This window comes from Glycomyces luteolus, assembly GCF_027622875.1.
Classification (GTDB): Bacteria; Actinomycetota; Actinomycetes; order Mycobacteriales; family Micromonosporaceae; genus Glycomyces; species Glycomyces luteolus.
The window spans coordinates 110,480-137,294 of the sequence record NZ_JAPZVP010000012.1; the positions used below are offsets into that span (position 1 = coordinate 110,480).

The window sequence follows — 26,815 nt, forward strand, 5'->3', positions numbered from 1 at the left end:
TCTGCCACGCCCTCACATGCAAAGCGGCCGCCGCCGCGAGGTTCGCGACGACGGCCCTTCGATCGCGGCTTATTCGCCGTTAACGCGTTCGTAGATGAAGAAGTCGGAAATCGAGCCGTCCAGGTCCTCCCTGGACCAGGGGTGCGGGTTGTCGATCCGCTCGCGCAGCCGCCACTCGGGATAGCGCTTCGCGACATCGCGGAGCACAGGGTGGTGACGCATATGCGGAGCGAACTCCCCGGTCATCCTGGGGTCGTCGGCATCGCTCGTGTAGAGGACCGCGTGACGGCGGGCGGCACCGAAGACGTGCTCCAGGTGCAGGTCGTAGACGTCGTCTTCCGTGAGGTGGAAGATCACGTCGAGCGACAGGACCAGGTCGGCGGTGACGATCCCGGCCCGGTCGCTGAAACGCTCAGGGTCATAGAGCGCGAAGCTCTTCGTGTTGTCCTCCGCGAACCTGGCCATGGTCTGGCTCAGCATCGTGGGGGACACGTCGAAGCCGAGGTATCGGGGGTACTCGGCGAGCGCGAGCTGTTCCCCGTCGCCGCAACCGAACTCGATGACCGAGTCGATGCCCTGATCGGCAACGAACTTATTGAGCACGCTTGCTTTGAAGTCCGCGTGCGTGCCGCGCGAGCCCGCGCCGGAGTTCCCGCCCCGCGCGTAGCGTTTTTCCCAGTACTCGGAAGATCTCATGCGTTTACTCTGCGGCCGCGAGAAGCGCCGTGAAGTCAGGCGCGCCGAGGTCGAAGATCGGAGAATCATGACCGAGCTTCGAGTCCCGCACCTGGAAGCCTCCAGCTTGGGGACGGGCTTCGAGGCAGCTGCTGTCGTCGCCGCTGCCGCTACGGGTGCTCTTGCGCCAGGTCACGCGGCACTCGACACAGTTGCCGTCATCCGCACCGGAGCTGCGGCTGCTCTTACTCCAGCCGGTGAACTCGGTCATTGAACCACCTTCTATACGGCCACGCGGGGGACCACATTCCCCTGACCAGCCCATGGTACAAGTCGATTTTCTCGGGGTGCTCGATGTGTCGGTTTCTGCATCGAGGTATCCCCGGAGTTCGTTGGCGGGAACGGACTGTAATGGAAAATGTACACTCGGCCGCCTGTTCGAATCAATAGGGAGCGAGGTTCGGAGAGTTTGGGGCGCAAAACTTTCCGGTAGTTCTTGCAGGCAGTTCTTGCCTGAGGAAGTGTTGCACCGCTGATTCTTATGCGGCGCCGGGCCTTTGCCTACATTTGTTTCAAGGGGGATTCACCGCCAGTCCAGAAACTGTCGTGAATCCGACAGGCTGAAATGGAGGTAAGGCATTGGTCATTCAGCAAGGACTGGAGCGAGGGGAGTTCCGGGATAGCTTGCGGACCTGTCGGGTCCGTGTCTCGAGCAGCGATGCGCCGGGCCGCCCCATCGTGGAGGGCCGCCCCGGACGCTGCCGGATGCGGGCGCTGCTCAGACGGCGGGCCGTCGACCGTCGGGTTCCTGGGGGACTTCGCAAAGGGGCCATGCGCTGTTCTCGGTCTACCGGCTCGGACCGGATCAGACCCAGTATCCGAATGGTCCTTGCGAATTCCTGATCGACTGCGACGACGGCGTGGGCCCGCACGAGGTCTGCCGGTTAGATGACGCGGATTACACGCCGGTCTGGCGCGGATCGTGGAACGGCGACGCGTGGTGCGGATGGCTTATGAAGCGGGCCAAGGCTTTGATCACCGGGGCGCCTCCCCAATAGGCCCCGGCGGGCCGGTCGACTCAGGTGGGGGTCGACCGGTCCGGTTCCGTCCGAGCGAGGCAACACGCCGCAATGTGGCCGAACCAGGGCCGAAATGCTCGTAAAGTACCTGCCCATGACTGGTTCTACCGAAATGAGAACCCTCTCGCCCGTTCCCGAATCCCGGCGTAGCCCGAGCTCCGCCGATGGGGATTCAATGCGCCTGGACGACATGCCCAACGTCCAGGAAATGGTCGATCGAGCCCTCGGCTCGGTGGCGTCCTCGCGCATCAAGGACATCCACGAGTGGGGACAGTTCCACAATTCGCGCCTGGTGCTGCATGTGCTCTCGCGTCTCGCCTACCCGGCCGACCCCGAGCTGATGCTGGACCTGCGCGGCCATGAGCCGCGCGTTGAGAAGGCGGCGCTCAACCTCGAAGCGCTCTGTGCGCTCGCGGCCTCCATCGGGCTCAAGGCCCGGACCGGGGACGAGCGCGCCAAGGCCCTCGCGCTGTTCGACCTGGCCTACCGTCGGCTCAGGGGTCGTATGCCCCTCGAATACCAAGAGCTGCACGTGATGACGGCGCACCTGCACGGCCGATCCCGGCAGGTGAAGGAGCTCAGCCGGGCCTACGCCGGGGTCACCGATCTTCTGAAGCGGTCGCTCCGCTGCCAGGCCGCACATCCGCGCCACGGTGGTAGCACGGCCGCGTACCTGCGGCGCTTCAAGGAGCTCGCCGATTGGCCCGACCTGCTCGCCCCTGAGAACGGTGCGGCACTGAGCATCGACGGGCTGCGGACGGCCCCGCTGCCGAAAATCGAGCGCGGCCCGCTGATCTCCGTCGTCATGACCTGCTACAAACCCGGCCAGGCACTGCTCACCGCAGTGCGGTCGATCGTGGAGCAGACGTGGCAGAACTGGGAGCTGCTGCTCGTCGACGACGCCTCCGGCCCCGAGTACGAGCAGGTGCTCCTGAAGGCAGCCTCGCTCGACCCGCGCATCAAGCTCCTCATCCAGCCTGAGAACGCGGGGACCTACCAGGCCCGCAACCGCGCCATGGCCGTCGCCGAAGGCAAGTTCATCGCCGGACTCGACTCCGACGACTGGTCCCACCCGCGCCGCCTCGAGCTGCAGGTGCGGCCGATGATCGCCAGGCCCGAGCTGGTCATGGTCGAATCGCGCTGCATCGCCCTCGCCGAGGACCTGGCGCTGATGATCGACCCGCAGATCGCGCTCATCGCCGCGCGTTCGACGCCGATCATGATCCGCGCCGAGGCCGTGCTGAAGAAGGTCGGCTTCTACGACGAGGTCAGGAAGACCGCCGACTCCGAATACCGGTTCCGCATCCAGACCGCGTTCGGCAAGGGCGCCTTCCTGCGCATGGGGAACGGCCCCTTGACGGCCGTGCGCTACAACGACAGCACGCTCTCGGCGGGCGAGGTCTCGCGGCACTGGATGTCCGCGAGCCGGTTCGCCTACTACTCCGGGTTCGCCCGCTGGCACCGCGCGATCGGGCGGGAGCAGGCATCGCCGTTCCTCGCCTCGGTCGCACGGCCGCGGCCGTTCCCGATCGCCCGCGACATCACCCGCTCCAATGCGGAGAACCGAGCGATCGAATACGACCGCATCTACGCCGCCGACTGGAGCGCCCTCGACGGACCGCGCCGCGCGATGCTCGACGACGCCGAGGACAGGGCGGACGAGGGCGCCGCGATCGCGCTGGTGCACTGCCCCGACCTGAAGGGCATCAAGGGGGACCAGGCACTGGTCGACCGCACGGTCCTGACCGCCGCCTCCGAGCACGGGCTCGACTTCATCGAACCCGCAGGGCCCCACACGGCGCCGGTGATCACGCCTTCCGAGGCCTATGCCGAAGTGCTTCGGTTCGAGCACCCCGGGATCGCGCCCGAGCGCATCCACGTGCATCCCGCACCCGCAACAGCGGCCGCCCAGGGCGCCGTCGCGAACGGCGCGACAGTGCAAGCACCCGTGGACCCGCCCGTCATTGGTGCGCAGCGAAGCGCGGACCGGCCGGTTTCGCCTCAGGAGGCTTCCGCCGCTTTGCGACCGGCCTTCAACCGCAGCGACTTCCTGCTCGCAGGTTGCGGCCTCGGATCCGTCGCGGCGTCGGTCGCGGTCGCGGCCGCCATCGAACCCGCCGTAGTGCCGTGGGTCGCGGGCGCGAGCTTTGCGCTCTGGGCCGGTTCGCTGTTCGCGCTGGCCGCGTGGCGCACCTTCGAATCGCAAACGGCCGTGGTGCGGGACGCCGGAGCCGACCCGGCGGCACCTGCGGTCCGGCCGGCGGCACCCGACGCTGGGGGGAACTCGCCTGCGAAGCTCCTGCGCCGCTTCGTGAAGGCCGCGGTGCAACGCCGCACCTGGACGGCGGCCGCGATCGCGCCGCTGGTTCCCGCGCTCGGCGCGTTCGCGCCGGACCCGCGGCTCGCCGTCGGCATCGCGCTCACGGTCTTGTGCCTGCTGGCCGCGACGACGCACTCGCGGCTGCTCCGCGCGCTCGATCGCACCCGCATGACCGCGGCCGCGCCGGATCGGGGCGCCCCCACCGGGACCGGGCTCACCGCACCGAAGCGCCGCATGCTCGAGAGCTGGGAGACGCGCCTGAACCACGGCTGGTCGGTGACCGCCGGAGCCCGCCTCTCCAGCATCGCCGCCGATTCCGAGAAGGGCCCGCGCGAGACCCAGGTCGGGGCCCTTGCCGCGCTGTGCAGCCACCGCGCGGCCCGCAACCGGCACCGCGCCCGGACCCTGCGAGCCGACATCGTCATCGTGTCCACGTTCAACCTGCGGGGCGGCACCACCTCCGCGAACGAGGCCGAGATCCTCGCCTACCTGTCGGCCGGGCTGACCGTCGCACTCGTCCACCACCCGGTGAAGGAACGGGCCATGGGTCGGCCCATCGACCCGAAGATCCGCGCGCTCATCGACGGCGAGCGGGTCGTCGAGGTCCGCCCGCAGGACACCGTCCACTGCGACCTCGCCATCGTGCGGTTCCCGGTGGCCCTCGAACAGCTCATGGAGGACCGGCCCGAGATCAAGGCCGCTCGGACCGTGCTGCTGGTCAACCAGACCCCGTTCGAGGAGTACGGACCGACCGGCGGCTACGGCACCGCGTGGAGCATCGCCGACGTGCACCGCAACGTCACCGAATGGCTCGGGCACCACACCTGGTACGCCATCGGCCCGGCCGTGCGCGACGTCCTGCACGCCCACCACGCCGAAGAGATGGCGGACATCGAACTCGCCCAGGACTTCTGGTACGAGACCATCGACGTCGCCGACTGGACGCCGCCGCAGCGCCGGATCCGCGCCGAAGGCGAGCCGATCCGGCTCGGCCGCCACAGCCGCGACCACGTGACCAAGTTCCCGAACATGGCGAAGCGCTTGCTCGCCGCCTATCCGGCAGCGGACGACATCGAGATCCACATGCTCGGCGGCCATGATGCGCTGCAGCGCATCCTCGGCTCGATTCCGCCGCGCTGGATCTCCCTCCCGTTCGGCACCATGTCGGCGGTCGACTTCCTCGCCGACGTCGACGTGTACGCGTACTACATCGACGAGAACCTGCTCGAGGCGTTCGGGCGGGCCCCGATGGAGGCCATGGCCGCGGGGCTCCCGACGATCCTGCCGCCGAACTTCGCCGAGCTCTTCGGCGACGGCGCCGTCTACTGCGAACCGGAGGACGTGGCGGCCGAAGTGCGCCGCCTCGCCGCCGACCGCGCCTACTACGCCGAACGGGTCGAAGCCGGCCTGCGCGTCGTCCGCGAGCGGTTCTCTCCGGAAGCCTTGCTGCGCAGGGTGAGCGGTCTCGGCGTCACGACCGCCGCACCCGCCGCCGAGCCGAACCTGGGAGGGACCCGATGAAATCGAAGACCCGCAAGCACTCGCACGTCGACCGGCGCATCGTCGTCGCCTTCGGCATCGCCGCGGCGACCATGGCGCTGCCGCTCGTCATCGACATGCAGTACGCCCTGGCCGCGGCGGGCCTGGTGTTCGCCGTCCTCATCGGAGGCGGATGGCGCACCGCCGTCCGCCTCCGGCGGCTCGGCCGCGACATCGCCGCCAAGCGCTCCGCGACCGGTCTGCTCGGTTCCTACGCCGAGCAGACCCTTCCCAGGAAGGACGGTGAGCGCTGCATGCAGCGCGCCCTCGAAGCGCTGGACGGGGGGTTCCCCGTCTCCGCGGTACGTGAGGCGCGGGAACTCGCCTCGGACCAGCGGATTCCCATCGCTGAACGGCTCGCGCTGCTGCGAGCGGTCGAGGCGTGGCAGACGGAGGACGAGCTGTCGCGCGTCTTGCCGCCGGAACGGGTCGCGTTCGACGTCGTGCTCGTCTCGTACCTCGGCCAGCCGAGCGACGGCACCGCCGCCACGGTCGCCGAGATCGAGGCCTGCCGGGACCTCGGTCTCACGGTCGGCCTGCTGCACCACCCCGTCCACCGGTGGGACCCGAACTCGCCGATCGGTCCCGAGATCGAAGCGCTGATCGACGGGAAGCAGGTGCGCGCGATCGGCCTCGATCAGGACGTCGAATGCGCGCTCGCGGTCGTGCGGACGCCCGTGGCGCTGATGTTCCCGCTCGAGCGGCGACCCCGGATCACGGCGGGGCGCACCGTCGTCATCGCCGACCAGGCGCCGTTCGAATCCTATGGCGCCCAGAGCTTCCGCGAGAAGGCCTGGGACCTCGCCACGGTCGATCAGCACGTCACCGACTGGCTCGGCGAACACACCTGGTACGCGGGCGGGCCGCTCGTGGGCGCGGCGCTGCTCGACCACCACGCCGAGGAGATCGCCGGCCTCGACTTGGCCCCCGAGCCGTGGAATGACGTGATCGAGATCGACCAGTGGCGGTTGGACGGCCGCCGCGAATCCGACGGCCGCATCCGCATCGGCCGCTATGCGCGCAACCACCGGCTGCAATGGCCCGAGCAGCGGGAGGCGCTGCTGGAGTGCTATCCCGACCGCGACCCGTTCGAGATCCACGTCCTCGGCGGTGCCGAAACGCCCGCACGCCTGCTCAAGGGCCTGCCCGCGAACTGGAGGGTGTACCCGCCCGAGACCATGGCCGCCAAGGACTTCCTCGCGCAGGTCGACGTCGCCGCCTACTTCGTCGCCGCCGACGGCACGGGGGCTTCAGGGCGGGCGCCGCTCGAAGCGATGGCGGCGGGCGTGCCGGTCATCATGGACCGGCGGTTCGAGGCCGCGTTCGGGCCCGCCGCGATCTACTGCGAGCCGAGCGAAGTCGCCTCGGTCGCGCAGCGGCTGGCGGCCGACCCGGACGCGTACTCAGCGCAGCAGGCGGCGGCCTGGAGCCAGCTCGCCGACCGCTTCTCGGCGAAGGCCCTGATGGACCGGCTGCCGCTGGCCGCGGCGGCCGGTCCCGTCGGCTGAACGCGTCAGGCGATCGTCATGGAGTTCCAGCCGTAGTCGATGACGGGCGAGGTGTCATACCTGCCCGTGCCGTCTCCGTGGAACAGATAAAGATGGTTGTGGTCCGGGTCCTTGGCGACCCAGTCGAGGTGGCCGTCGCCGGTGAAGTCGCCTACGGCGGCGGCCTGCTCCAACACGTCCCAGCCCCAGTCGAACCGGACCCCGGGCTCGAACTTCTCGCTGCCCGGTCCCGCGAAGAAGTACATGGCGTCTTCGGAGTTGCGCACAGCGTTGATGTCCGCGTAACCGTCCTCGGTGGTGTCCCCGACGGCGGTCAGGTCGTGCCACAGGTTCCAGCTCGATCCGATGTCGAGCCGCTGCGCGAACGCCGTTCCCGTACCCGTGCCCGGGTAGAGCCACAGGGTGCCGGTGCCGCCTTCGACCGCGATGATGTCGACGTGGCCGTCACCGGTGTAGTCGTGCCCTGAGACGATGGCGCTCATGACGTTCCATCCGCGGCCGATCGACTGGAACGGTGCGAAGGTGCTGCCGTTGCCGGGGTAGAAGTACAGTCGGCCGGTGCTCGCCTCCCGGGCGATGATGTCGGCGTTGCCGTCGCTGTTGAGGTCGCCCGCGGTCTCGATGAGGTTCATGGCGTTCCAGCCGAGACCGACGGTGTACTTGGCGTTGAAGTCGAAGCTGCCGGAGCCGTTGCCCGGCCAGATTTCCAGGGCCCCGGTCGCGTCTCTGCGGGCCACGACGTCGGAGAGCCCGTCGCCGTCGTAGTCGTAGTTGCCGGAGGGCACCTGCTCGGGCGCGGCCGTGCCGTCGGTCGCGGACTGGGCGAACGTCGCGTTCGGAGCGATGAGGACCGCGATGCTCGCGATGCCGATGCTCCAGGCGAGGTACCGCCGCTTGATCCGGGCGAGGCGCCCTTGAATTGCGCTGTCTTCCATTTCGCTTCCTTCTAGTCGGGGCCTAAGCCCGCTTCGTATGCCTATGCAAGAGGCAACTCCCATTCAACTAGACATAGTGGATACAGGCATGTCTCTCGAAAGGAATGAGCAATCCTTGTATTTCGGCGTTCGCGGAGTTGATCGAGGATTCTGCCGAATCGACCTGTCCCGGGCCAGCGGTGGCTATCGTCCGGTATGGAACAACGTGACTGAGCAACGAGGGAACAGGAGGTGGCGTCATGGCGCCCGAACCGGCCGAACGACCCGCCCGACGCAAGCCCGCCGTCCTGCGAGGGCATCGCCTTGCCGTAGTCGCGGTCACGGCGTCGCTCGCGGTCCTGGTCGCCGCCACCTTGACCGCGGCGGCGCCCTCCCTCACCTCCGACTCGGTGCCCGGAGCGACCGAGCAGGACCCGGTGGACGAGAACCCGAACTACAAGCGAGTCGGTGTGTCGACCCCGGGCGCGACGATCGAGATCCTCGGACTGGACGGCCAGCTCTCGACCGGAGCGATCACCGGCGAGGTCGACCTCGCGAAGCCCGAGGGGGAGCAGGCGATGTCGGCCGCCAACCTCGTGGCCTCGTCAGACGAGGAGCTGGACTTCGGCCAGGTCTACCTTGCGATCCGCCCCGGCATCCCGGTGGACTACCAGTACGACACTTCGGCCGAGTCGATCATCTTCAACCCCGGCCTGGAGTTCCGGGCCGAAACCGTCCCAGGGCTGACCAACGGCACCGACAGATTCCTCTATACCCAGCCGATCAGGATGCTGCCGACCGAACCCGTCGCGGACCCGCAGTTCCCGCCATACGAGCGGACCTTCGCCATACCGAGCATGGCGCTGCTCTGGGAAGGGGAGGACGGCATCACCGGATCCGAACCCATCGGCTTCATCAGCGAATTCGAGTTGACCGTCACGCACGCCGGCTAGGCATGTCCCTCTACTAGGGAGAGAGGAAGTATTATGCGCTTCACTTCACGCGGACGGCTGGTAGTGGCCGCCTCCGGACTTCTCGCCGCCGTGGCGGTCGGCCTCCCCACCCAGGCCCAGGAGCGCCACGAGCCGGTGGTCGAATTCGCCTCGGCCATCTGCAGCGGGGTGGGCGACTTGGAGGTGGAATTCCTGCTCACCGATCCGATCGGTGCACCCGCTCACCCCGAGTACACCTATGTCGTCGCCGACGTCGAGGCCGAGATCGGACCTGAGTCGAGCCTTTGGCACGACAGCGGACTCGCGGGCACCCTCCAACCCGGCGCCGAAGTGCCGCCGCCCGGTGAAGGCTCGCTTTCCGGAATGACAGTCGTCCCCGGCGGTACCGAGCAGGTCGTCCTGAGCGCGGAAGTCGACCGCATCGCGGCCGACGGAAACCGCGAGAGGATCGTGCTGCAGGGGGAGGCGGACCTGGACGAATGCACTCCGACCGTGCCGGAGCAGACCGAGGTACCCAACCGGGTCTGGGGGCCATACGGCGGGAAGCAGACGGTCCCGACGCAACAGGAACCCGGGGGCGGCCAGTCCACCCACCCCGCCGTCATTCGGATCCCCGGCGGCTGGAACGGCTACGAGTACTGGATGGCGCACACGCCCTACCCCGGCAGCAACTCCGCCTGGGAGGACCCGAACATCGCCGCGTCCAACGACGGCGTCAATTGGGTCGTGCCCGCAGGTCTCACCAACCCGCTCGACGACCAGCCGGGACTGCCGGGCCCCTACAACTCCGACACCGATATCGAGATGGGCCCGGGGAACACGATGTACGTGTTCTGGCGGGTCGTGATCCCCGATGCGTTCCAAGAGCGGCTCAAGTACTCGACCTCCACCGACGGCGTCAACTGGTCGGCGCCCGTCGAGGCCCTGCGGAGCTCCATGACCGTGCGCCGACCGCTGTCGCCGGCCTTCCTGTACGAGAACGGCCGCTGGGTCATGTGGGCGATCGACATCCTCCGGACACCGAACCGCATGGTGTACTTCGAAGGCGGCGCCACACCGGCCAAGGCCAATTGGGGCGCGATGCAGACGGTGAACCTGGGAGCGATGCAGAAGGAGAAGGAGCCGTGGCACCTGGACGTCGCCAAGGACGGCGCCTCGTACATCGGGCTGCTGAACGACACCGACCTCACCTCCACAGGCCGTGACGGGGACCTGATCTTCCTGTTCGGAACGACTCCCACGAGTTTCACGAACGGGAGCTTCTCGACCACGCCGAGGCTGAAACCGTTCATGCACGACCACCTGTACCGCGCGACGATCTTCGCGGACACCGAATACGGCGTCCCCGGCTATCGGGTGTGGTACGGGGCGCGGATGGCCCTCAACCCGGACGTGTGGAACATCCAGCGGACCTTCCTCAACGGGGCCGCCGTCCACGGCAGTCCGTGAGTCCTCATCCGACGCTGATCGTTCTCCCAGGTTAACGCGGCCTGATTCTGGCTACGTTCTGTGAATGAACGACATAGGGGCCGCGGGGAACGCGGTGCACGGCCGGCGCCGGATCTGGGTGCCGCTCGCGGTGGTCGGGGTGCTGCTGGCGCTGATCGTCGGGGAGGTCGCCTTCGCGCGGTCGCAGCCGGACGGGGTGGCGGTCGTGCCGGACACGGTGATCGAGTTCGGGACCGGGCAGCGGGCGGCGGTGCAGGTCGGGGACGGCTGGGTGCTCGACAGCGCCTCCAGTGACGCTAGCGCGCGGCTCGTCCTGGTGCGGGGCGACATGGTGGTGGAACTGTCCAGCGTGACCTTTCCCGCGCCTACTTCGCCGGACGAGATGTGGGCAGGCATGGACCGGCTCCTCGACATCGAACGCCGCCAAGGGATCGAAGTACGGCTCGACGGCCCGTCCGAGTTCGAGAACGCCGCCGGCACCGCCGGGTTCCAGGGGAAGCTGCAGGTCGGCACCCGGGTCGGCCAGGCGTTCGTGCTCGCCGACGCCGAAGGCGAGCAGGCCGTGGAAGTGCAGGTCCTCGCCCCGGCCCACGCCGGTGACGACGAGCGGTCCGCCGCCGCGGCGCTCATCGATTCGATCGCGTTCGAGGAGGAGTCATGACCGTCTACGCTCATGCGGCGGTGCCGCGCCCGCCCGCCGTCAGTGCCAGGACCTTGGGATTCTGGACCCTGATCGCATTGTCCGCCTTCGGGTTGTGGACGCTGCGGAAGGACTTCCTGCCGGTCGTGATGGCCTTCCCGGGGAGCGCGGTGCTCGACCTGGTGGTGCTCGCGGTCAGCCTCGCGGTGGCGGTGTGGATCGCGCGGCGGTTCCTGCGGCCCGTGCAGGCCCCGCCCTGGTCGGGGACCTGGCTGGCGCTCATGTGGGGCGCGTTCGGGGCGTGCGGGCTGGCACTGGTGATGAACGGGCTGCTGCTCGCGGCCTGGTCGCGGGTGCTGGGGCTGGAGGGGGCCGGAGACTGGGCGGCGGCGCTCACCGCGCCGGTCAACGAGGAGGCGGTGAAGGCCGCGGGCGTGATGCTGCTCGCGTGCGTCTCGACGCGGCTTGTGCGCAGCACCGCGGACGGGTTCGTCTACGGCGCGCTCGTCGGGTTCGGCTTCCAGCTGATGGAGAACTTCACTTACGGGCTCAACGGGGTCGCTCTGGCGGGCGGAGTGGATCCGGTGGCCGCGACCGGCCAGGTGCTGTGGGTCCGCATCCTGCTCACCGGGATCGGCTCGCATTGGACGATGAGCGCGGTGGCGGGGGCCGGGATCGGCTACCTCGTGAGCGCTTCGGGGCGGTCAACGGCGCGGCGCGTCTGGGTCGCGGTGGGGTGCATGGCGCTCGCGATGGGGATGCACTGGCTGTTCGACAGTCCGCTCTTCGGCGGGTTCGCCGGCGCGGTGGGCAAGCCGCTGGTGAACTTCGCGATCCTCATCGTCGTGTACCTGGTGGTGCGCCGCGGATTCCGGGCCCGCTGGGACGAGGTCGCCGAAGAGGAGGTGCGGGCCGGGAGCCTCGCGCCCGTCGAGGCGGCGAGCCTGTCGCGGCGGCGCGCACGGCGGCGGTACCTGCGCGGGTTCGGGCCCGTGCGGGTGGCGCAGGAACGCATGCAGCAGTTGCAGTTGGACCTGCTGGAGGAGCGCGTGCCGAGGCTGCTCGACCCGGCCGCGGCCCAGCCTTGGCGGGACGCGGTCACGGGGGCGAGGCAGGGCACGCTGGTCGAGCGGACGCCGTTGATGCTGTGAACCGGGTTTGGCTTGAGGGCGAAGGCTACCGGTGGAAGTGGGCCTGGGCCGAATCGAGGTTCACCGAGCCCGGGCACAGGAACGAACCCCCGGCCTTCTTCGCGCCGATCGGCCCGCCGCTGTAGCGGCGGGCCTCGCCCTCGCGTTCGAGCGTCACCCGGGACGACTCGTACGTGCAGGTCACGCCGTACCTGGCGGCGGGCCCAATCCCGTTTGCGGCGGATTCACATGTTTCCGGCGGACGGCGCTGCGGCGGGCCTCCGATACTTTCGTATCGCCCAGCCCCGGCGCGGGCGTCTTCGGTATCGAGCGGCCCCGCAGCGCTCATCCCTACGGATCGATTTCAGACACACCGTTTGCGCAGGTCAGAAGGCCTATATACAGTGAAGTCGTTCGCATCAGACGGAAAGGCGGCGACCCCATGTCGACCGATAACGCCCGTATCGGCGAGACCATCACCGTGGCCGACGCACCCTGGGTCGGCCCGGCCGCCCTCATCGGCCTCCCGCTCGTCGGCGCCGCGCTCGGGTGGGGGCTCACGTTCATCGTCGAATGGATCGTCGGCCTCCGGTGGTTCCCCTTCCAAGGCCTGTTCGAGCTGTTCACCGACCTGTCCGACCCGCTCCGGCTGATCGTCGCACTCGCCGTCGGGCTGCTCCTCGGCCTCGTCCTCGCGCTCTTCGTCCTCCACGAAATGCTCAGCATCACCGTCGGTCGCGACCGCATCGTCTTCAATCGCGGCGACTACGAGCGCGAACTCGACCGCGCCGACATCACCGGAGTCTTCGTGCAGGACAAGCGGGTCGTCGCACTCGGCCACCGCCGGCAGGAACTCGCCAACGTCGAATTCGACCTCGACCGCGACAAGCTCGCCGCCGCCCTCCGCAGGCACGGCTACGCCTGGCTGACCGAAGGCGACCCGTACGCCGCCGAGTTCAGACGCTGGGTCCCGGGCGCCGACGGACTCCCGCAGGGCGCGAACGCCGTGCTCAAGGCCCGCCAACAGGCCCTCGAGAAGTCCAACGGCGGCGACCTGCGCGAACTCCGCGACGAACTCGCCGACCTCGGCGTCGTCGTGCACGACAAGGACAAGAAGCAGTACTGGCGACTCTCCGACCCGGCCTGACCGACCCGCCCAAAAACCTGGTCGCCCAACCCCGTCATCGTGCGGATGCGTCCGCCGCCCCCGGCGCGGAGGATGGACGGAACCGGACATCACGACCAGGGGGAAACCATGACCGCGCCGCTGCTCTTCGGCCTGGCGATCCTGCTCGCCGCCATCGTCCCCGGCCCCGACTTCGCGATGGTCGTGCGCAACACCGTGCTCTCGGGCCGCGTGAGCGGGATGTGGACCGCCACGGGCATCGGACTCGGCATCGTCGTATGGGTCGTCGCCACCTCGATCGGCCTGGCCGCGCTGCTCGCGGCCTCGGCGCTGGCCTTCACGGTCGTCAAGCTCGCGGGCGCGGTCTACCTCGTCTACCTGGGCGTGCGGTCGATCCGCGCCGCGATCAAGGAGCGGCGGCGGGCGGTCGCCGAGATCCGGCTCGACCGGCCGATGAGCCACTGGGCCGCGTTCCGCTCGGGCCTGATGTGCAACCTGCTCAACCCGAAAGCGGTCGTGCTGTTCACCGCGCTGATGCCGCAGTTCCTCGTCGGCGGCGGCTCGCAGGCGGTGCTCATCGGCGAGCTGGCGGCCGTGGGGATGGCCGTGTGCGGGTTGTTCTACATCGGACTCGCGAACTTGATCGGCCTGTTCCGCGCCGTGCTCGAACGCCCTCGCGTGCGGGCCTGGCTCAACGGCGTGACCGGGGCGGTCATGGTCGCGCTCGGCCTGCGAGTGGCAGCCAACTGAACCGCACCGCCCGATGCAACGTGGAGCGGGCGGCCCCGCGCGGCGGTGTTCGCGGGCCATGAGGTGAGATAGCAGCGCGGCGGCCAGCCGGCCGACCCTTCGCGCTTGCGGGAGTGCGGTGGGACGGCAGACCGGCCGCCGTTTCCGCGCCCCGGATTCTCGATAGCGGTATCACTCGCGTTCTTGCAGAATGATCGCCATGAGCACCTGGGAACTTGAGACCGAGATCGAGTCGTACTACGAGCGCGGCGGCGAACGTGAGCGCCTGACGCGCAACGCGCGCGGACGCCTGGAATTCGCCCGCACGCAGGACCTCCTGCGCCGCAAGCTCCCCGGTGCGAACCTCGACGTGCTCGACGTGGGCGGCGCCACGGGTATTCACGCGAAATGGCTCGCCGAGGACGGCCACCGCGTCAGTCTCATCGACCCTGTCGCCAGCCAGGTCGAGGTCGCGGCACAGCTGCCCGGCGTCACCGCCGTCGTCGGAGACGCGCGCGAACTGCCTTGGGACGACGCGAGTTTCGACGCCGTGCTCCTCATGGGGCCGCTCTACCACCTCACCGACCGCGAGCACCGCGTCAAGGCCATCGCGGAGGCGCGCCGCTGCACCCGCCCCGGCGGCATCGTCGCGGCCGCGACCATCAACCGCACAGCCGGCTGGAACGACTACCTGCTGTTCCGGGCCGGTGGCAACGACAAGGGCCTGAGTGCCGAGGCCAGCCTGCGCATCATGCGCGAAGGCACGCTGCGGTACTTCGACCAGGACATCTTCACCACCGCCTACCTGGCCCATCCTTCCGAGGTCGCGTCCGAATTCGCCGATGCGGGCCTGGGCGGCGCGGCCCAATACGCGGTGCAAGGGCCTCCTGGCTACATCCCCGAGCTGGAGGCGCTCATCGACGACGAAGAAGTGCGTGAGCACCTCATGGAGGGCCTGCGCATCATCGAGGCCGAGCCCTCGCTGCTCGGCGCGAGCAACCACCTGCTGACGATCGCCACGATCCCGGCCTGAACGCGGCGGGGCGTCCGAAACGATGCGGGCGCCCCGCGGATCGGGAAGCTGCTTGCCGCCGCGAGTACGCGCGGCTAACCTCCGATGGCATGTGGACTCGCAGCTTTCTCATCCTCCACGGCGTGGAGAACCGCAGGCCTGAAGGCCACTGGCAGCACGAGCTGGCCATGGACCTGCGCGAGCGCGGCGAGCAGGTCTTCTACCCGCAGTTGCCCGACACCGACCGGCCGAAGCTGGCCGACTGGACCGACGCGATCCGTGCCGAGCTGGCGCTCATGCGCGGCGAGAAGATCGTCCTGTGCCACAGCCTCGCCTGCGCCGCGTGGATGCACCTCGCGGCGGCCGACGCCGCCTCGTCCAACCCGGCCTCGGCCGACCGTGTCCTGCTCGTGAGCCCGCCCGGCCCCGAGGCGTACGACTGGGACGTGATCGCCGGGTTCAGCACTGCCGGGCTCGACCTCGCCGGCCTGCGTCTCGCCGGCCACTCGGTCCGACTTGCCTGCTCCGACAACGACCCGTACTGCGTCGAAGGCGCCGCCGAGCAATACGGGCGGGCCTTGGGCTGCGAGGTCGACGTGCTCCCCGGCGACGGCCACCTCACCTTCACCGACGGCTACGGCCGCTGGCCCTCGGCCCTCGCCTGGTGTCTCGACGAGACGGAACGCCTGACCCCCAACCACTGACGACCACGCTTCCTGCCCGCTCGGGCCCTTCACACCGGGCGCGCGCAATGCCAGACTGGACCCGATCGGGCCCGTCCGTGCCACGCCATTCGCTGCGGGCCTTCGGATCGGCTCGCCGGGAGGTCACATGCGCTGGGTTCGGCTCGCCATCCTCGGCGCCTTCGTACTGGCCGCCGCCTCGGCCGGACTCGCCGGGAGCATCGCGAGCCCGCGTGGCGACGCCGCGGACGGCCCGGCCGTCGCCTCCGATCCTCCCGACTTGACCGCCACCGCAGAGATCCGGCGCATGTTCATGAAACCCGGCCAGGTCGCGATCGCGGTGACCAACCACGGCGACGCGCCAGTGCGCGTGCTGGGGGTCGAGCTGCTCACGGATTCGTTCGCGCCCTTGGGCGTCCAGGAGTTCGACACGGAGGTCCCGCCGAGCAAGAACGCGCGCGACCTGATCGTCCAGTACGGCGAGGCGACCTGCCCCGACGGCGTCGCCTCGCAGTCCGAACCGGCCTCGGTGGCGCTTCAGGTCGCGACCGAGGACGCGACCGTCCACACGGTCACCCTCGCATTGTCGTACCCCAACGGCACACTTGACCGATTGGTCCGGGAGGCGTGCGCGGCGCAGGCACTGGCCGCGTCGGCCCGCATCGAACTGGGGGAGCTGACCGAAACCGCGGAGGGCACCCTCGAAGGGAGGTTGAGCGTGACGCCGCTGGGGGAGGCGGCGCTCGGTGTGACCGAGGTGCGCGGGAGCGTCCTGTTCGAGGTCCACCTGGGTGACGGCTCCGGCGCTGGAGCCGCGGGCGGCGTGACGGTCCCGCTGGTGTTCGACGCGCACCGCTGCGACGGCCACGTGGTGGGAGACGCGAAGCATCCGTTCGGGTTCACCGTGTGGATCACCATCGACGGCGGCGATCCGGTCGCCGCACCGATCGACGTGCCGGAGGACCGGCGCGAGGCGCTCTGGGCGATGTTGGAGGTCCGCTGCGCGGAGCGGGAATGAGGGCTTGAACCGTTCCAATCGATGGAACTGGAGGAGGCGAACGTGGCACATCGGACGTACGCTGGAAAATGTGGGTGATCACACCGATACTTCGGGTAACGAGGCGCATCAGTTGCGCACCCGCCTTGTGGGAGCGCTGCGGTCGAGCGGCGTGATCCGGACCGAGGCGGTGGAGGCGGCGATGCTCGCCGTGCCGCGGCACCGCTTCGTCCCCGAAGCGCCCCTGCGCATCGCCTACGCCGACGACGTTTACGTCACCAAGCGCAACAGCGACGGCGAGGCCGTCAGCTCCGCTTCGCAGCCCGCGATCGTCGCCGAGATGCTCGAACAGCTCGACGTGCGGCCCGGCCAGCGCGTGCTCGAGATCGGGGCGGGCACCGGTTACAACGCCGCGCTGCTCGACGCGCTCGTCGGCCCCGAAGGCGCCGTGACCACTGTCGACATCGACTCCGAGACCGCCGGGCGGGCGCGCAAAGCCCTCGACGCGGTCGGGTGCGAACGGGTGCGGGTCGTGCAGGGCGACGGCGAGCTCGGCTTCGTCGACGGCGCGCCGTACGACCGGATCATCGCCACGGTCGGCACCTGGGACCTGCCGCCCGCGTGGTGGGACCAGCTCGCGGAGGGGGGCAGACTGGTTGCGCCCCTGAGCATCCGAGGTTGCGAGCATTCGGTCGCCTTCGACTGCGCGGACGGGGTGATGCGCAGCCGTTCCATCGTGAGCTGCGGCTTCATGCCGATGCGCGGGCTCGGCAGCCAGGAGGACCAGACCGTGGAGCTCTCCGAAGGCCGCATCATGACCTTCCATGTGGAGCGGGACGTCGAGGCCGAGGGCGCGCGCGGCGTGCTCGACGGTCGTGGCACGACGGTGTGGACTCCCGTGCAGCTCAAGGTGAACGACGACGCCACGCAGCTGTCCCTGTGGCTCGCCTGCGCGTTCGCCGGGTACGGGCGCATGAGCGCGCCCTTCGGCGACCACGGCCTGCAGCGGCTGCTGCTGCGCTGGGCCGATCCGGCGGTCGTGGAGGGCGAGGACTTCGCGTACCTGGTGTGCCGCAAGACCGGCGGCGGCAATGAGATCGGCGTGCGCGGTCACGGCCCGAACGGCCCGGGCCTCGCCGTCCGGGTCGCCGACGAGGTCCGCGTCTGGGACCGCGAATGCCGGGACGGCGTGAGCCTCCAGATCACGGCCTACCGCAAGGGGACCGGCCCGCCGTCCGAGCCGCGCTTCACCGTCCCCAAGCGCCACACCCGCCTCGCCATCGAGGTCGTCCCCGACGAGATCGGCTTCGCGTAGCCAGGCTCGACAGTGCTTGCACGCGGCCCGCTTGCGCCCGTCGAAGCCGCACCCGCCCCGGCCGACGGCTGCACAGAACGTGGCCGTCGCGACGTCCGAGATCCGTCGGGAACCTTTCCCCGACAACACTCCTCTTCTCCTACGAACCGTTCCGTTCGGAAGGAGAAGCCCTTGACCGTCCGCCATCGCAAGCTCGCCTACGCCGTCGAGTCCGTGCTCATCGCGGACGCCGCGTTCCATCTGCTCTGGGCGACTGGAAGCACCTGGCCGGCCGCCGACGTCCGGACGCTCTCCTACGCACTGCTCGGGGCTGAGGTATCGTTCGCGCCCGGCCTCTTGCTCGCGCTCGCCGCCCTCGCCCTGACGACGCTCGCCGTGATCCACTGCCGCGCCCGCGTCGAACGGTGCCACCGCCTCTACCCGCTCCTCCAAGCGGGCGCTCTCGCATTCCTGGCCTTCGTCAGCGTCCGGGCGCTGGCAGGCCTGATCTGGGCCTTGGGGGTGGGAGCGGCGGCCGATCACGCGGACTTCCACCGGCTCAACCTGTTCGCGTACACGCCGCTGTGTCTCGCGATGGCGGCCGCCGTGTTCACGATCGTCCGAAGTGGCGCGAAGCCGCTTCGCAGCCGGGCCGAAGTGGCTCACGCGAAACCTTGATGCCAGGATTCGACTCGTGAACCCCGCCGAGCTCGCCCCGCTGGTCCGACGCGCCCAGCGGGGCGACACGCTGGCCATGAACGACCTCCTGGACGCCCTCGCGCCCTACATCGGCCGCATCTGCGCACCCATCGCCCTCGGCCACGGCCCCGACGCCGCCCAGGAGGCCCTCATCGCGATCTTCAAGTCCCTCAAGACCCTCCGCGCCCCCGAGGCTCTCTTCACCTGGGCGCGAACCATCGCCGTCCGGCGTCCGGTCACCCTCGCCTCATCGGGCCGGACGTTTCGAACTAGGGTGGGAGGCGTCGTCACCCGCCGCGCCCACCCCCGGCGCCCTTCGGATCCGGGTGACCCCGCGTAGCGAGACCGCTTCGACTGGTCGCAGTGGACGCAATGCAGTAATAGTGGCTGACACCCCGGAATAACTCCCGGCCCACTCGCCTCCGCCCCGAGTCGGCCGGTCGAAAGCCGTTCCCAGAAAGGACGCCCCCGATGTCCGAGCCGACGTTCAAACAGCGGGCACGCTATTGGTTCGACAACACCATGTCGAAGGGCACGAAAGCGCTGATCGGTTGGCTGACCGTAATCACGTTGGCGCTCACCGCGATTGGTGCCCTCTTCCTCGCCATCGTCAATGACGCCGACGGCTTCGGCGGTACATTGTGGAAGTCGTTCATCCACATCCTCGACGCCGGAACCATCACCGGAGACGATGCCGGCGGCCCCGCGATGGTCGTCATGTTCATCACCACCATCGGCGGCCTGGTAATCCTGTCGTCACTCGTCGGTGTGCTGACCACCGGTCTCGACGCGAAACTCGAAGACCTTCGAAAAGGCCGCTCGCTCGTCGTTGAGAAGGATCACACCGTCATTCTCGGATGGTCCGATCAGGTCTTCATCGTCATCTCGGAATTGGTGGAGGCCAACGAAAGCGAGAAGCGCGCCGTCATCGCCATCCTCGCCGACCGCGACAAGGTCGAGATGGAGGACGAGATCCGCACCAAGATCGCGGACCTCAAGTCCACGCATGTCGTCTGCCGGACCGGCGACCCGGCCGACCCCGACAGCATCGGCCTCGTCAACCCCGGCCAGGCGAAGAGCGTCATCATCCTCACCTCCGCCGAGGACGACCCCGACGCCCAGCTCGTGCGCTCCCTCCTCGCCGTCACCCAGGGCGGCAACGGCATCAAGTGCCACGTCGTGGGCGCGGTCGCCGAAGGCCGGAACCTGCCCGCCGCCCGCCTCGCCGGCGGCCGCGCGGCGCACATCGTCGACGCCAACGACCTCATGGCCCGCCTCATGGTCCAGACCTGCCGCCAGTCCGGCCTCTCCGTCGTCTACACCGACCTGCTCGACTTCGGCGGCGACGAGATCTACATGGTCGAGGAGCCCGGCCTCTTCGGCCGGCCCCTCAGCCAGGCCCTGCACTCCTACCGCACGTCCTCGTTCATCGGCGTGCTCACCAAGGAGGGCCGCTGCATCATCAACCCGCCCTCCTCCGCTTCGCTCCAGCCCGGTGACAAACTCATCCTCATCGCCGCCGACGACTCCGCGATCGTGCTCGACGGCTCCCGCCCCGTCATCGACGAGAGCGTCATCGTCGCCCGCGCCGACGCCGGGAACCGGCCCGAGCGCACCCTCATCCTCGGCTGGAACGCCATGTCGCGCACGATCCTCGAGCAGCTCGACCAGTACGTCGCGCCCGGATCGGTCACCGACGTCGTCTCCGACCACCCCGACGCGCCCGAGGCCATCCGCAAGATCGGCCCCACCATGCGCGTCCAGGGCCTCAACTTCAAGGAGGACGACACCACCGACCGGGTCCTCCTCGAGTCCCTGAACCCCGGCTCGTACAACCACATCATCGCGCTGTGCTCGGACGACGTGGCGCCGCAGCTCGCCGACTCCAAGACCCTCGTGACCCTGCTCCACCTGCGCGACATGGCCCAGCGCAGCAACAGCCGGTTCAAGGTCGTCTCGGAGATGGCCGACGACCGCAACCGCACGCTTGCCCAGGTCACGCAGGCCGACGACTTCATCGTCAGCGACAAGCTCATCAGCCTCCTGCTGACCCAGACCGCCGAGAACCCCCACCTCTCGCAGGTCTTCGGGCAGCTCTTCAGCCCTGACGGCTCCGAGATCTACCTCAAGCCCGCCGACCACTACGTGCGCCCGGGCGTGCCGGTCAACTTCTACACTGTGGCCGAATCGGCGCGGCGGCGCGGCGAGACCGCCATCGGCTACCGCGTGGCCGCCCTCGCCAAGCAGGCCCCCGACTACGGCGTGCACCTCAACCCGGACAAGGGCCTGCAATTCATGCTCCAGCCCGGCGACAAGATCATCGTCCTCGCCGAGGACTGACGCAGGCGTACGCCCATCGGAGGACCGGCGGCCTGCTGCGAACGGCCGCTGTCACCCGATGGGCGTACGACTTTGGTCATAGGACGTTCACGACCATCGGCCGATGGCAGTGTCGGGCGCCGCAGGTAGCGTCGATGGAGACCGCAGCACCCAGCGGAGGAAACAGGAACCATGACCGACACCACCACACCCACCCCGGAGGCGGCCGAGACGCCGCCGGCGAAGGCCCCGATCACCCGATTGTGGTCCTACGCCCGCCAGCACCTGCGCCTGCTCGTCATCGGCGGCGCCCTCTCCTTCGCCGGAGGCCTCGTCGGCCTCGTCCAGCCGCTCATCGCCATGGACGTGATCGACACCCTCTCCGCGAACGAATCCCTCACCAGGCCGCTGCTCTATCTCGCCGCGGTCGTCCTCGTCGGCGGCGCCCTCGGCGCCCTCGGCCCCTACTTCATGCAGATCGCCGGGCAGGACGTCGTCCTCACCGTGCGCAAACAGCTCATCGACCGGCTCGTGCGCCTCGAAGTCGCCGAAGTCGACCGCCTCAAGCCCGGCGACCTCGTCTCCCGGCTCAGCTCCGACACGAACCTCCTGCGCACCGTCGCCAGCACCACCGTCATCGGCGGCGTCACCGACGCCTTCATGATCCTCGGCGGCATCGGCCTCATGGCCTGGCTCGACCTCACCCTCTTCGGCACCACCATGGCCATGGTCGCGTTCGTCACGGTCACGATGCTGTTCATCATGCCGCGCATCCAGAACGCCACCATCGCCTCGCAGAAGGCCCTGGGCGACATGGGATCGCTTCTGGAGCGCATCTTCAGCGCCTTCCGCACGGTCAAGGCCTCCAGCGCCGAAGACCACGAGATCGCCCGCCTCAACGGCGCGGCCACCACCGCCCGGGACACGGGCGTCAAGGCCTCGTTCTGGGAGGCGCTCGCGGGGGTCGTCGCGTTCCTGCCGGTGAACATCGCGTTCCTCATGGTCCTCGGCGTCGGCGGCGCGCGCGTCGCCTCCGGGGCCATGGAGGTCGGCACCCTCATCGGCTTCCTGCTGCTGCTGTTCTATCTGATGGGCCCGATCAACGGGCTCATCGCGTCGCTCTCGCAGCTCCAGACCGGCCTCGCCGCGATCCACCGCATCGAAGAGGTCGAACGGCTCGACGCCGAGGACTCCTCCACCGAGGAGACCCTCCCGGAGGCAGTGCGCCTCCCGGTCGGCTCCGGGCCCGCGCAGGTCGTGTTCGAGGACGTGACCTTCCGCTACGCCGAAGACCTGCCGTACGTCCACCATGGAGTCTCGTTCGCCTCGAGCGGGCGCGGGCTGACCGCGCTGGTCGGCCCTTCGGGAGCCGGCAAGACGACGGTGTTCTCGCTCATCGAGCGCTTCTACCCGGCCACCACCGGTTCGGTGAAGGTCGACGGTGTCGACGTCGCGGACTGGCCGCTCGAGGAACTGCGCGGCCTGATCGGCTATGTCGAGCAGGACGCGCCGGTCCTGGACGGCACGCTCCGCGAGAACCTCGTGATGGCCGCACCCGCGGCGAGCGACGCCGACCTCGACGAGGTCGTGCAGGTCGCGCGGTTGACCGAACTGGTCGGCAAGCTGCCGGACGGGCTCGACTCGCGGATCGGCTACCGGGGCACGACGCTCTCGGGCGGCGAGCGCCAGCGCGTCGCCATCGCCCGGGCGCTGCTGCGCAAGCCGCGGCTGCTGCTGCTCGACGAGGCGACCTCGCAGCTCGACGCCGCGAACGAGGCGGCGCTCAAGCAGGTCATGCTGGACGCGGCCGAGCGCACGAACGTTCTGGTTGTGGCCCACCGGCTTTCGACGGTGACCAGCGCCGACCAGATCGTGGTCTTCGACGCCGGCCTGGTACGCGCGGTCGGCACGCACGCGGAGCTGGTCGAAAAGGACGACCTGTACCGCGACCTGGCCGCCTCGCAACTGCTCACGGCGGCATAGGGGAGCAGCGCGCCCGCGATCGGGCGGTGCGGGTTCGTCTGTTACCTGGTCGGCGCGTTGGCGAGTGCCTTGCGGACCTGGTCCGAGAGTTCGGTGTAGTACTCGTCGATGTAGTGGTACGGCCCCGGGCCCCAGCGGTGGGAGGGGTCGCCGATGCGAAGGCCGGCGTCCACTTCGACCGGCGGGAGGGCCCGCTCGCCCAGGGCCGCTTGGAGGATGTCGTAGGCGCGTTCGAGCTGGTTGTTGTTCCGCCGAGTGCGCCGCAGGTCGCTGATGGGTTCGCCCGCAGTGTTGTGCGAGGCCCAGAACGCGCGGTGGATCAGCACCGGCCGTTGCGGGAGCCGTGCCGCGAGCGCCCTTGCGGCAGTGGCGAACGGGCCGTTGTCGGCAAGTTCGACGTCGTTGGCCACCGGCCGGGACCCGGGTCGCTTTTCCATACCCGCGTTGCGGAAGTAGATGGTCGAGGTCACCAGCCCGGAGCCGGTGTCGATGAGCGGCCAGCGCTCGTCGATCAGATCGATGACGATCGGGTGGTCGATGTCGTCGAGCGGGTCGAGCGCGGTCTTCCGGTGGTCCTCGACGACGGTCCGGCGCTGGAACGCCGAGTCGAGCTTGAAGTCGTCCGGGTCGATGGGGGTCGGCGTCGACACCAGGCTCTGGATGCGGGTGCGCGAGACGAAGTGGACCGGCCGGGGCAGCGGGTCGCGGCCGAGTTCGGCGGCGTCGCGGGTGACGCAGCAGCCGATCAGCGAGTAGGTCGGGGGAAGGTGCTCCATTCGAGGATGCTCCGATCCAGTGACGACAGTGGCACGAAAGTGGCCAGTATGCAGGACACCCGCGGTGCCCGGCACCTCCAGGTCGGGGTCACCTCCGCTGGGTCGACACCGTCGATCTGCGCGCAACCTCGCGACCGCCCGCGCGACACCGTGGCGTATTCGAAGGTTTCGATGCTTGACGTCCGGGCTCCGATGCGCCAAGATTGCCTAGAAAACGGTTCCTATCAACACATGAATCGTTTTTGGTGAGGTCCAGCCTCTCCAGCTTCCTGACCGGTGACCTGATCTAGAAACCGATAACTGTGGATTCGCGACCCCGGGCATCGGTTCGCGACACCTTGCCGCGATCGGATCGGGCCGGGCGGGACCGGCGGGGAGGCCGTCGCCTCGGTGACCGTACCGATGGTCTTGGTGGTGTATGCCGGGGTGGCCACCACCGCCGAGGCGACGGCCTCCCGCATGGCCGGGCGGCGCCCTGGCCCCGGGGCGGCGTGTCGACCGTCGCCGCGCTCCGGATTTCTGACATCGTTCAAGCGTCGTTCACGTTCGCGCCGAGCGGGTGACGACCGCGGCCGATTGACTGAAGGCCCGTTCCCGATGGAGTCCAGTGCCGAAAGGCAGCCCCACGAAAGGACCTTCATGTCCCTCAAGAGCGCGCTCCTGCGCGGCGCGGCCGTGCTGACGGCCGCCGGAGCCCTCGCCGGCCTCGCCGCAGCCCCGGCCGCCGCCAAGTCCCACCACCACGAGCCCCTCGTGATCGCGCACCGCGGCGCCAGCGGCTACATGCCCGAGCACACGCTCGAGGCCTACGCGCTCGCCGTCGAGCTCGGCGCCGACGTCATCGAACCCGACCTCGTGCTCACCAAGGACGGCGAACTGCTCGCCCGCCACGAGCCGGTCCTCGACGAGACCACCGACGTCGCCGCGCACCCCGAATTCGCGGACCGCAAGACCACCAAGCTCATCGACGGCAAGCCCGTCACCGGCTTCTTCGCCGACGACTTCACCCTCGCCGAGCTCAAGACCCTCCGCGCCGAAGAGCGCCTTCCGGCACTGCGCCCTGACAGCGCCGCGTACGACGGCCGGTTCGAACTCGTCACCTACGACGAGGTGCTCGACTATGTGGACACCCTCGACCGCAAGGTGATCACCTACCCGGAGATGAAGCACCCGTCCTACTACGAGGACAAGGGCATGAGCATCGAGGACGCGCTGGCCGACCTGCTGGAGGAGCGCAACCTCGACCGCAAGCGGTCGCCGGTGTGGATCCAGTCGTTCGAGTACCAGAGCCTGCTCAACATCGACGAGCGCGTCGACAACCCGATCGGCCTGAACATCGACGGCCAGGGCGCGATCCCGGACGCGACCCTCGACGAGTACGCCGAGACGCTGGACACCGTGAGCCTCAACAAGAACCGCATCTTCCCGCGCGCGGCCGACGGCTCGATCTCGGAGCCGACCGACATCGTCGAGCGCGCGCACGACCGGGGCCTGGACGTGCACGTCTGGACCTTCCGCGCCGAGAACAACTTCCTGCCGACGAACCTGCGCGAGGGCTCCGACCCGGCCGCGTGGGGCGACATCGAGGCCGAGTTCGAGCTGTTCTACGACCTGGGCGTGGACGCGGTCTTCAGCGACTTCCCGGACCTGGCCGTGGCCGCCCGCGACTGCTAGCCCGGGGCGAACCCAGGATTCACACCGAGAAGCGAAGGGCCGCCCTGCCGCCGGGGCGGCCCTTCGTGCGTCCGCGGCAGCCGCGGCGGGCGGTTCCGGCCGGACCGTTCGCAGGGCCGGTGTCGTACCCCGATGGCACCATCGGTGCATGACTGAGCACGAATCGATCGAGCAGGCGATTCCGATCCTTCGCGTCGAGGACGCGGCCGCAGCGCTGCCCTGGTACGAGCGGCTGGGGTTCGTGAAGCAGTGGGAGCACCGGTTCGAGCCGGGGTTCCCTCTGTTCGTGGAGGTCGCGCGCGGGCAGGTGCGGCTCTTCCTCTCGGAGCACAAGGGCGACGCGCCCCCGGACGGCGTGATCTACCTGCGAGTCCGCGACGTGGACGCGGTGGCGGCGGAGTTCGGCGTCGCGGCCGAGGCGATGGAGTGGGGCGCAAAGGAGATCGAGTTGTGCGACCCGGACGGGAACCGGCTGAGGATCGGCACGCCGAGGAGTTGACGAGCTGGCGGCCGCCCCCCGAGGTCGGGAGTGTCGGGCTGCGCCGGCGCCCGGCTGGGCGCGTAGGGCATGCCCCTTCCCACCCGCATCCGCCTCCGACCAACCGAAAAAGACCACATTCCCACACAGGTACGACACTCGGGTGTTTGCGCAGTCGGTGGGCGTATCCGGCCGGAGGGCGCGACGTTCGGGGGTTCGGCTAGTTCGGGATCGTGAGTTCGAAGTGGACGGTTTGGAACGGCTCGCCGAAGCCCTCGGTGCGCATCTCGTTCACCGCCACCCGCTCGTCGAACAGGACCGTGCCGCGCTTGGACCAGAACTCGACCGCTCCCGGGGTCCGCGCGTCCGTGTGGAGGTACACCCCGCTGTAGCGCTCGCGGCCCGCGATGAACGCCATGCACGCGTCGACCAATGCTCCCGCCAGCCCGCGCCGCCGGTGCTCGGGCCGCACGTAGACGCGGTACAGCGTCGCCGTGCGCCCCTCCTCGAAGCGGTTCGTCACCTCGAGCGGGTTCGGGGGCGACACCGGCGTCTGGCCGCGCACGCCGGCCGTGCCCGCGACCATGCCGCCGCGTACGGCGACGAACAGCGCGTTGTCCTCGGGCGCAAGGTAATACGAGTCGAGATCGATGATGTCGGAGTGCCACTGTGGCAGGTATCCGTGCCCGAAATCCCGGTAGACGGTGTCGAGCATCACGGACCGGGCACCCGGGAGATCCTCCGGTTCCGCCTGCCGCAGAACGTAACCCTCTACACCCCTGGTGCCTCGTGCGACCGCGATATCCGACATGAGAGCCATTATTGCATCTGATTTGCA

The 26,815-nt window shown here is 69.2% G+C and carries 24 protein-coding genes; 18 read left to right on the forward strand and 6 right to left on the reverse strand.

Going from position 1 to position 26,815, the window contains the following annotated elements:
• Positions 1 to 69: 69 nt before the first annotated feature.
• Both O1R50_RS16040 and O1R50_RS16045 read right to left on the reverse strand, forming a co-directional pair.
• Positions 70 to 696 (reverse strand): class I SAM-dependent methyltransferase, encoded by a 627-nt coding sequence (locus tag O1R50_RS16040; RefSeq protein WP_270111114.1) that lies wholly within the window; start codon positions 694 to 696, stop codon positions 70 to 72.
• Between the two features lie 4 nt (positions 697 to 700).
• The gene (locus O1R50_RS16045; protein ID WP_270111115.1) at positions 701 to 946 is read right to left on the reverse strand and encodes a DUF397 domain-containing protein; all 246 of its coding nucleotides are present in this window, start codon (positions 944 to 946) and stop codon (positions 701 to 703) included.
• A gap of 983 nt (positions 947 to 1,929) precedes the next feature.
• Between O1R50_RS16045 and O1R50_RS16050 the strand changes: the two genes are divergently transcribed.
• Complete coding sequence (locus tag O1R50_RS16050; RefSeq protein ID WP_270111116.1) at positions 1,930 to 5,595, forward strand: glycosyltransferase; 3,666 nt, start codon at positions 1,930 to 1,932, stop codon at positions 5,593 to 5,595.
• Positions 5,592 to 7,121, forward strand: coding sequence for a glycosyltransferase (locus O1R50_RS16055; RefSeq protein WP_270111118.1), 1,530 nt, complete (start codon positions 5,592 to 5,594; stop codon positions 7,119 to 7,121). The genes O1R50_RS16050 and O1R50_RS16055 overlap by 4 nt, the downstream gene beginning before the upstream one ends.
• Positions 7,122 to 7,126: 5 nt before the next feature.
• Here O1R50_RS16055 and O1R50_RS16060 read toward each other — a convergent pair whose 3' ends face one another.
• Positions 7,127 to 8,056, reverse strand: coding sequence for an FG-GAP repeat domain-containing protein (locus O1R50_RS16060; RefSeq protein ID WP_270111119.1), 930 nt, complete (start codon positions 8,054 to 8,056; stop codon positions 7,127 to 7,129).
• Between the two features lie 239 nt (positions 8,057 to 8,295).
• Between O1R50_RS16060 and O1R50_RS16065 the strand changes: the two genes are divergently transcribed.
• The 4 genes from O1R50_RS16065 (at position 8,296) to O1R50_RS16080 (ending at position 12,228) form a co-directional block, all read left to right on the forward strand.
• The gene (locus O1R50_RS16065) at positions 8,296 to 8,988 is read left to right on the forward strand and encodes a hypothetical protein (protein ID WP_270111121.1); all 693 of its coding nucleotides are present in this window, start codon (positions 8,296 to 8,298) and stop codon (positions 8,986 to 8,988) included.
• 33 nt (positions 8,989 to 9,021) lie between these two features.
• Positions 9,022 to 10,437, forward strand: coding sequence for a hypothetical protein (locus O1R50_RS16070; protein ID WP_270111122.1), 1,416 nt, complete (start codon positions 9,022 to 9,024; stop codon positions 10,435 to 10,437).
• A 64-nt stretch (positions 10,438 to 10,501) separates the two neighbouring features.
• The gene (locus O1R50_RS16075; RefSeq protein WP_270111123.1) at positions 10,502 to 11,098 is read left to right on the forward strand and encodes a hypothetical protein; all 597 of its coding nucleotides are present in this window, start codon (positions 10,502 to 10,504) and stop codon (positions 11,096 to 11,098) included.
• The gene (locus tag O1R50_RS16080) at positions 11,095 to 12,228 is read left to right on the forward strand and encodes a PrsW family intramembrane metalloprotease (RefSeq protein ID WP_270111124.1); all 1,134 of its coding nucleotides are present in this window, start codon (positions 11,095 to 11,097) and stop codon (positions 12,226 to 12,228) included. Before O1R50_RS16075 ends, O1R50_RS16080 begins: the two co-directional genes overlap by 4 nt.
• Positions 12,229 to 12,253: 25 nt before the next feature.
• On the opposite strand, the gene O1R50_RS16085 is transcribed toward O1R50_RS16080, so the two are convergent.
• A complete protein-coding gene (locus O1R50_RS16085; RefSeq protein ID WP_270111125.1) occupies positions 12,254 to 12,412 on the reverse strand; it encodes a hypothetical protein in 159 nt (52 codons plus the stop codon).
• Between the two features lie 237 nt (positions 12,413 to 12,649).
• Here O1R50_RS16085 and O1R50_RS16090 point away from each other — a divergent pair, with 237 nt between their 5' ends.
• The 10 genes from O1R50_RS16090 (at position 12,650) to O1R50_RS16135 (ending at position 23,049) form a co-directional block, all read left to right on the forward strand.
• A complete protein-coding gene (locus O1R50_RS16090) occupies positions 12,650 to 13,354 on the forward strand; it encodes a YqeB family protein (protein ID WP_270111126.1) in 705 nt (234 codons plus the stop codon).
• A 108-nt stretch (positions 13,355 to 13,462) separates the two neighbouring features.
• Positions 13,463 to 14,083 carry a LysE family translocator gene (locus O1R50_RS16095; protein WP_270111127.1) on the forward strand — a complete coding sequence of 207 codons (621 nt, stop codon included), beginning with the start codon at positions 13,463 to 13,465 and terminating at the stop codon, positions 14,081 to 14,083.
• Positions 14,084 to 14,282: 199 nt separating this feature from the next.
• Positions 14,283 to 15,095, forward strand: a complete 813-nt coding sequence (locus tag O1R50_RS16100; RefSeq protein ID WP_270111128.1) for a class I SAM-dependent methyltransferase — start codon at positions 14,283 to 14,285, stop codon at positions 15,093 to 15,095.
• An 89-nt stretch (positions 15,096 to 15,184) separates the two neighbouring features.
• Positions 15,185 to 15,778: an RBBP9/YdeN family alpha/beta hydrolase gene (locus O1R50_RS16105; protein ID WP_270111129.1), complete on the forward strand. Its 594-nt coding sequence runs from the start codon at positions 15,185 to 15,187 to the stop codon at positions 15,776 to 15,778.
• Between the two features lie 127 nt (positions 15,779 to 15,905).
• Positions 15,906 to 16,775 carry a hypothetical protein gene (locus tag O1R50_RS16110; protein ID WP_270111130.1) on the forward strand — a complete coding sequence of 290 codons (870 nt, stop codon included), beginning with the start codon at positions 15,906 to 15,908 and terminating at the stop codon, positions 16,773 to 16,775.
• A gap of 70 nt (positions 16,776 to 16,845) precedes the next feature.
• The gene (fxlM, locus tag O1R50_RS16115) at positions 16,846 to 18,069 is read left to right on the forward strand and encodes a methyltransferase, FxLD system (protein WP_270111132.1); all 1,224 of its coding nucleotides are present in this window, start codon (positions 16,846 to 16,848) and stop codon (positions 18,067 to 18,069) included.
• 171 nt (positions 18,070 to 18,240) lie between these two features.
• Positions 18,241 to 18,726, forward strand: coding sequence for a DUF3995 domain-containing protein (locus O1R50_RS16120; RefSeq protein ID WP_270111133.1), 486 nt, complete (start codon positions 18,241 to 18,243; stop codon positions 18,724 to 18,726).
• A 16-nt stretch (positions 18,727 to 18,742) separates the two neighbouring features.
• The gene (locus tag O1R50_RS16125; RefSeq protein ID WP_270111134.1) at positions 18,743 to 19,087 is read left to right on the forward strand and encodes an RNA polymerase sigma factor; all 345 of its coding nucleotides are present in this window, start codon (positions 18,743 to 18,745) and stop codon (positions 19,085 to 19,087) included.
• Between the two features lie 131 nt (positions 19,088 to 19,218).
• Positions 19,219 to 21,087, forward strand: coding sequence for a CASTOR/POLLUX-related putative ion channel (locus O1R50_RS16130; protein WP_270111135.1), 1,869 nt, complete (start codon positions 19,219 to 19,221; stop codon positions 21,085 to 21,087).
• A gap of 171 nt (positions 21,088 to 21,258) precedes the next feature.
• On the forward strand, positions 21,259 to 23,049 hold the full coding sequence (locus tag O1R50_RS16135; protein WP_270111136.1) for an ABC transporter ATP-binding protein: 1,791 nt from the start codon (positions 21,259 to 21,261) through the stop codon (positions 23,047 to 23,049).
• A gap of 41 nt (positions 23,050 to 23,090) precedes the next feature.
• Here O1R50_RS16135 and O1R50_RS16140 read toward each other — a convergent pair whose 3' ends face one another.
• Positions 23,091 to 23,825 carry a DUF6270 domain-containing protein gene (locus O1R50_RS16140; protein WP_270111137.1) on the reverse strand — a complete coding sequence of 245 codons (735 nt, stop codon included), beginning with the start codon at positions 23,823 to 23,825 and terminating at the stop codon, positions 23,091 to 23,093.
• Positions 23,826 to 24,464: 639 nt separating this feature from the next.
• Here O1R50_RS16140 and O1R50_RS16145 point away from each other — a divergent pair.
• Both O1R50_RS16145 and O1R50_RS16150 read left to right on the forward strand, forming a co-directional pair.
• Complete coding sequence (locus O1R50_RS16145; protein WP_270111138.1) at positions 24,465 to 25,499, forward strand: glycerophosphodiester phosphodiesterase family protein; 1,035 nt, start codon at positions 24,465 to 24,467, stop codon at positions 25,497 to 25,499.
• 148 nt (positions 25,500 to 25,647) lie between these two features.
• Positions 25,648 to 25,998 carry a glyoxalase superfamily protein gene (locus O1R50_RS16150; protein ID WP_270111139.1) on the forward strand — a complete coding sequence of 117 codons (351 nt, stop codon included), beginning with the start codon at positions 25,648 to 25,650 and terminating at the stop codon, positions 25,996 to 25,998.
• Positions 25,999 to 26,197: 199 nt separating this feature from the next.
• Here the strand turns inward: O1R50_RS16150 and O1R50_RS16155 are convergent, their stop codons facing one another.
• Positions 26,198 to 26,692, reverse strand: a complete 495-nt coding sequence (locus tag O1R50_RS16155; RefSeq protein WP_270111178.1) for a GNAT family N-acetyltransferase — start codon at positions 26,690 to 26,692, stop codon at positions 26,198 to 26,200.
• Positions 26,693 to 26,815: the final 123 nt, after the last annotated feature.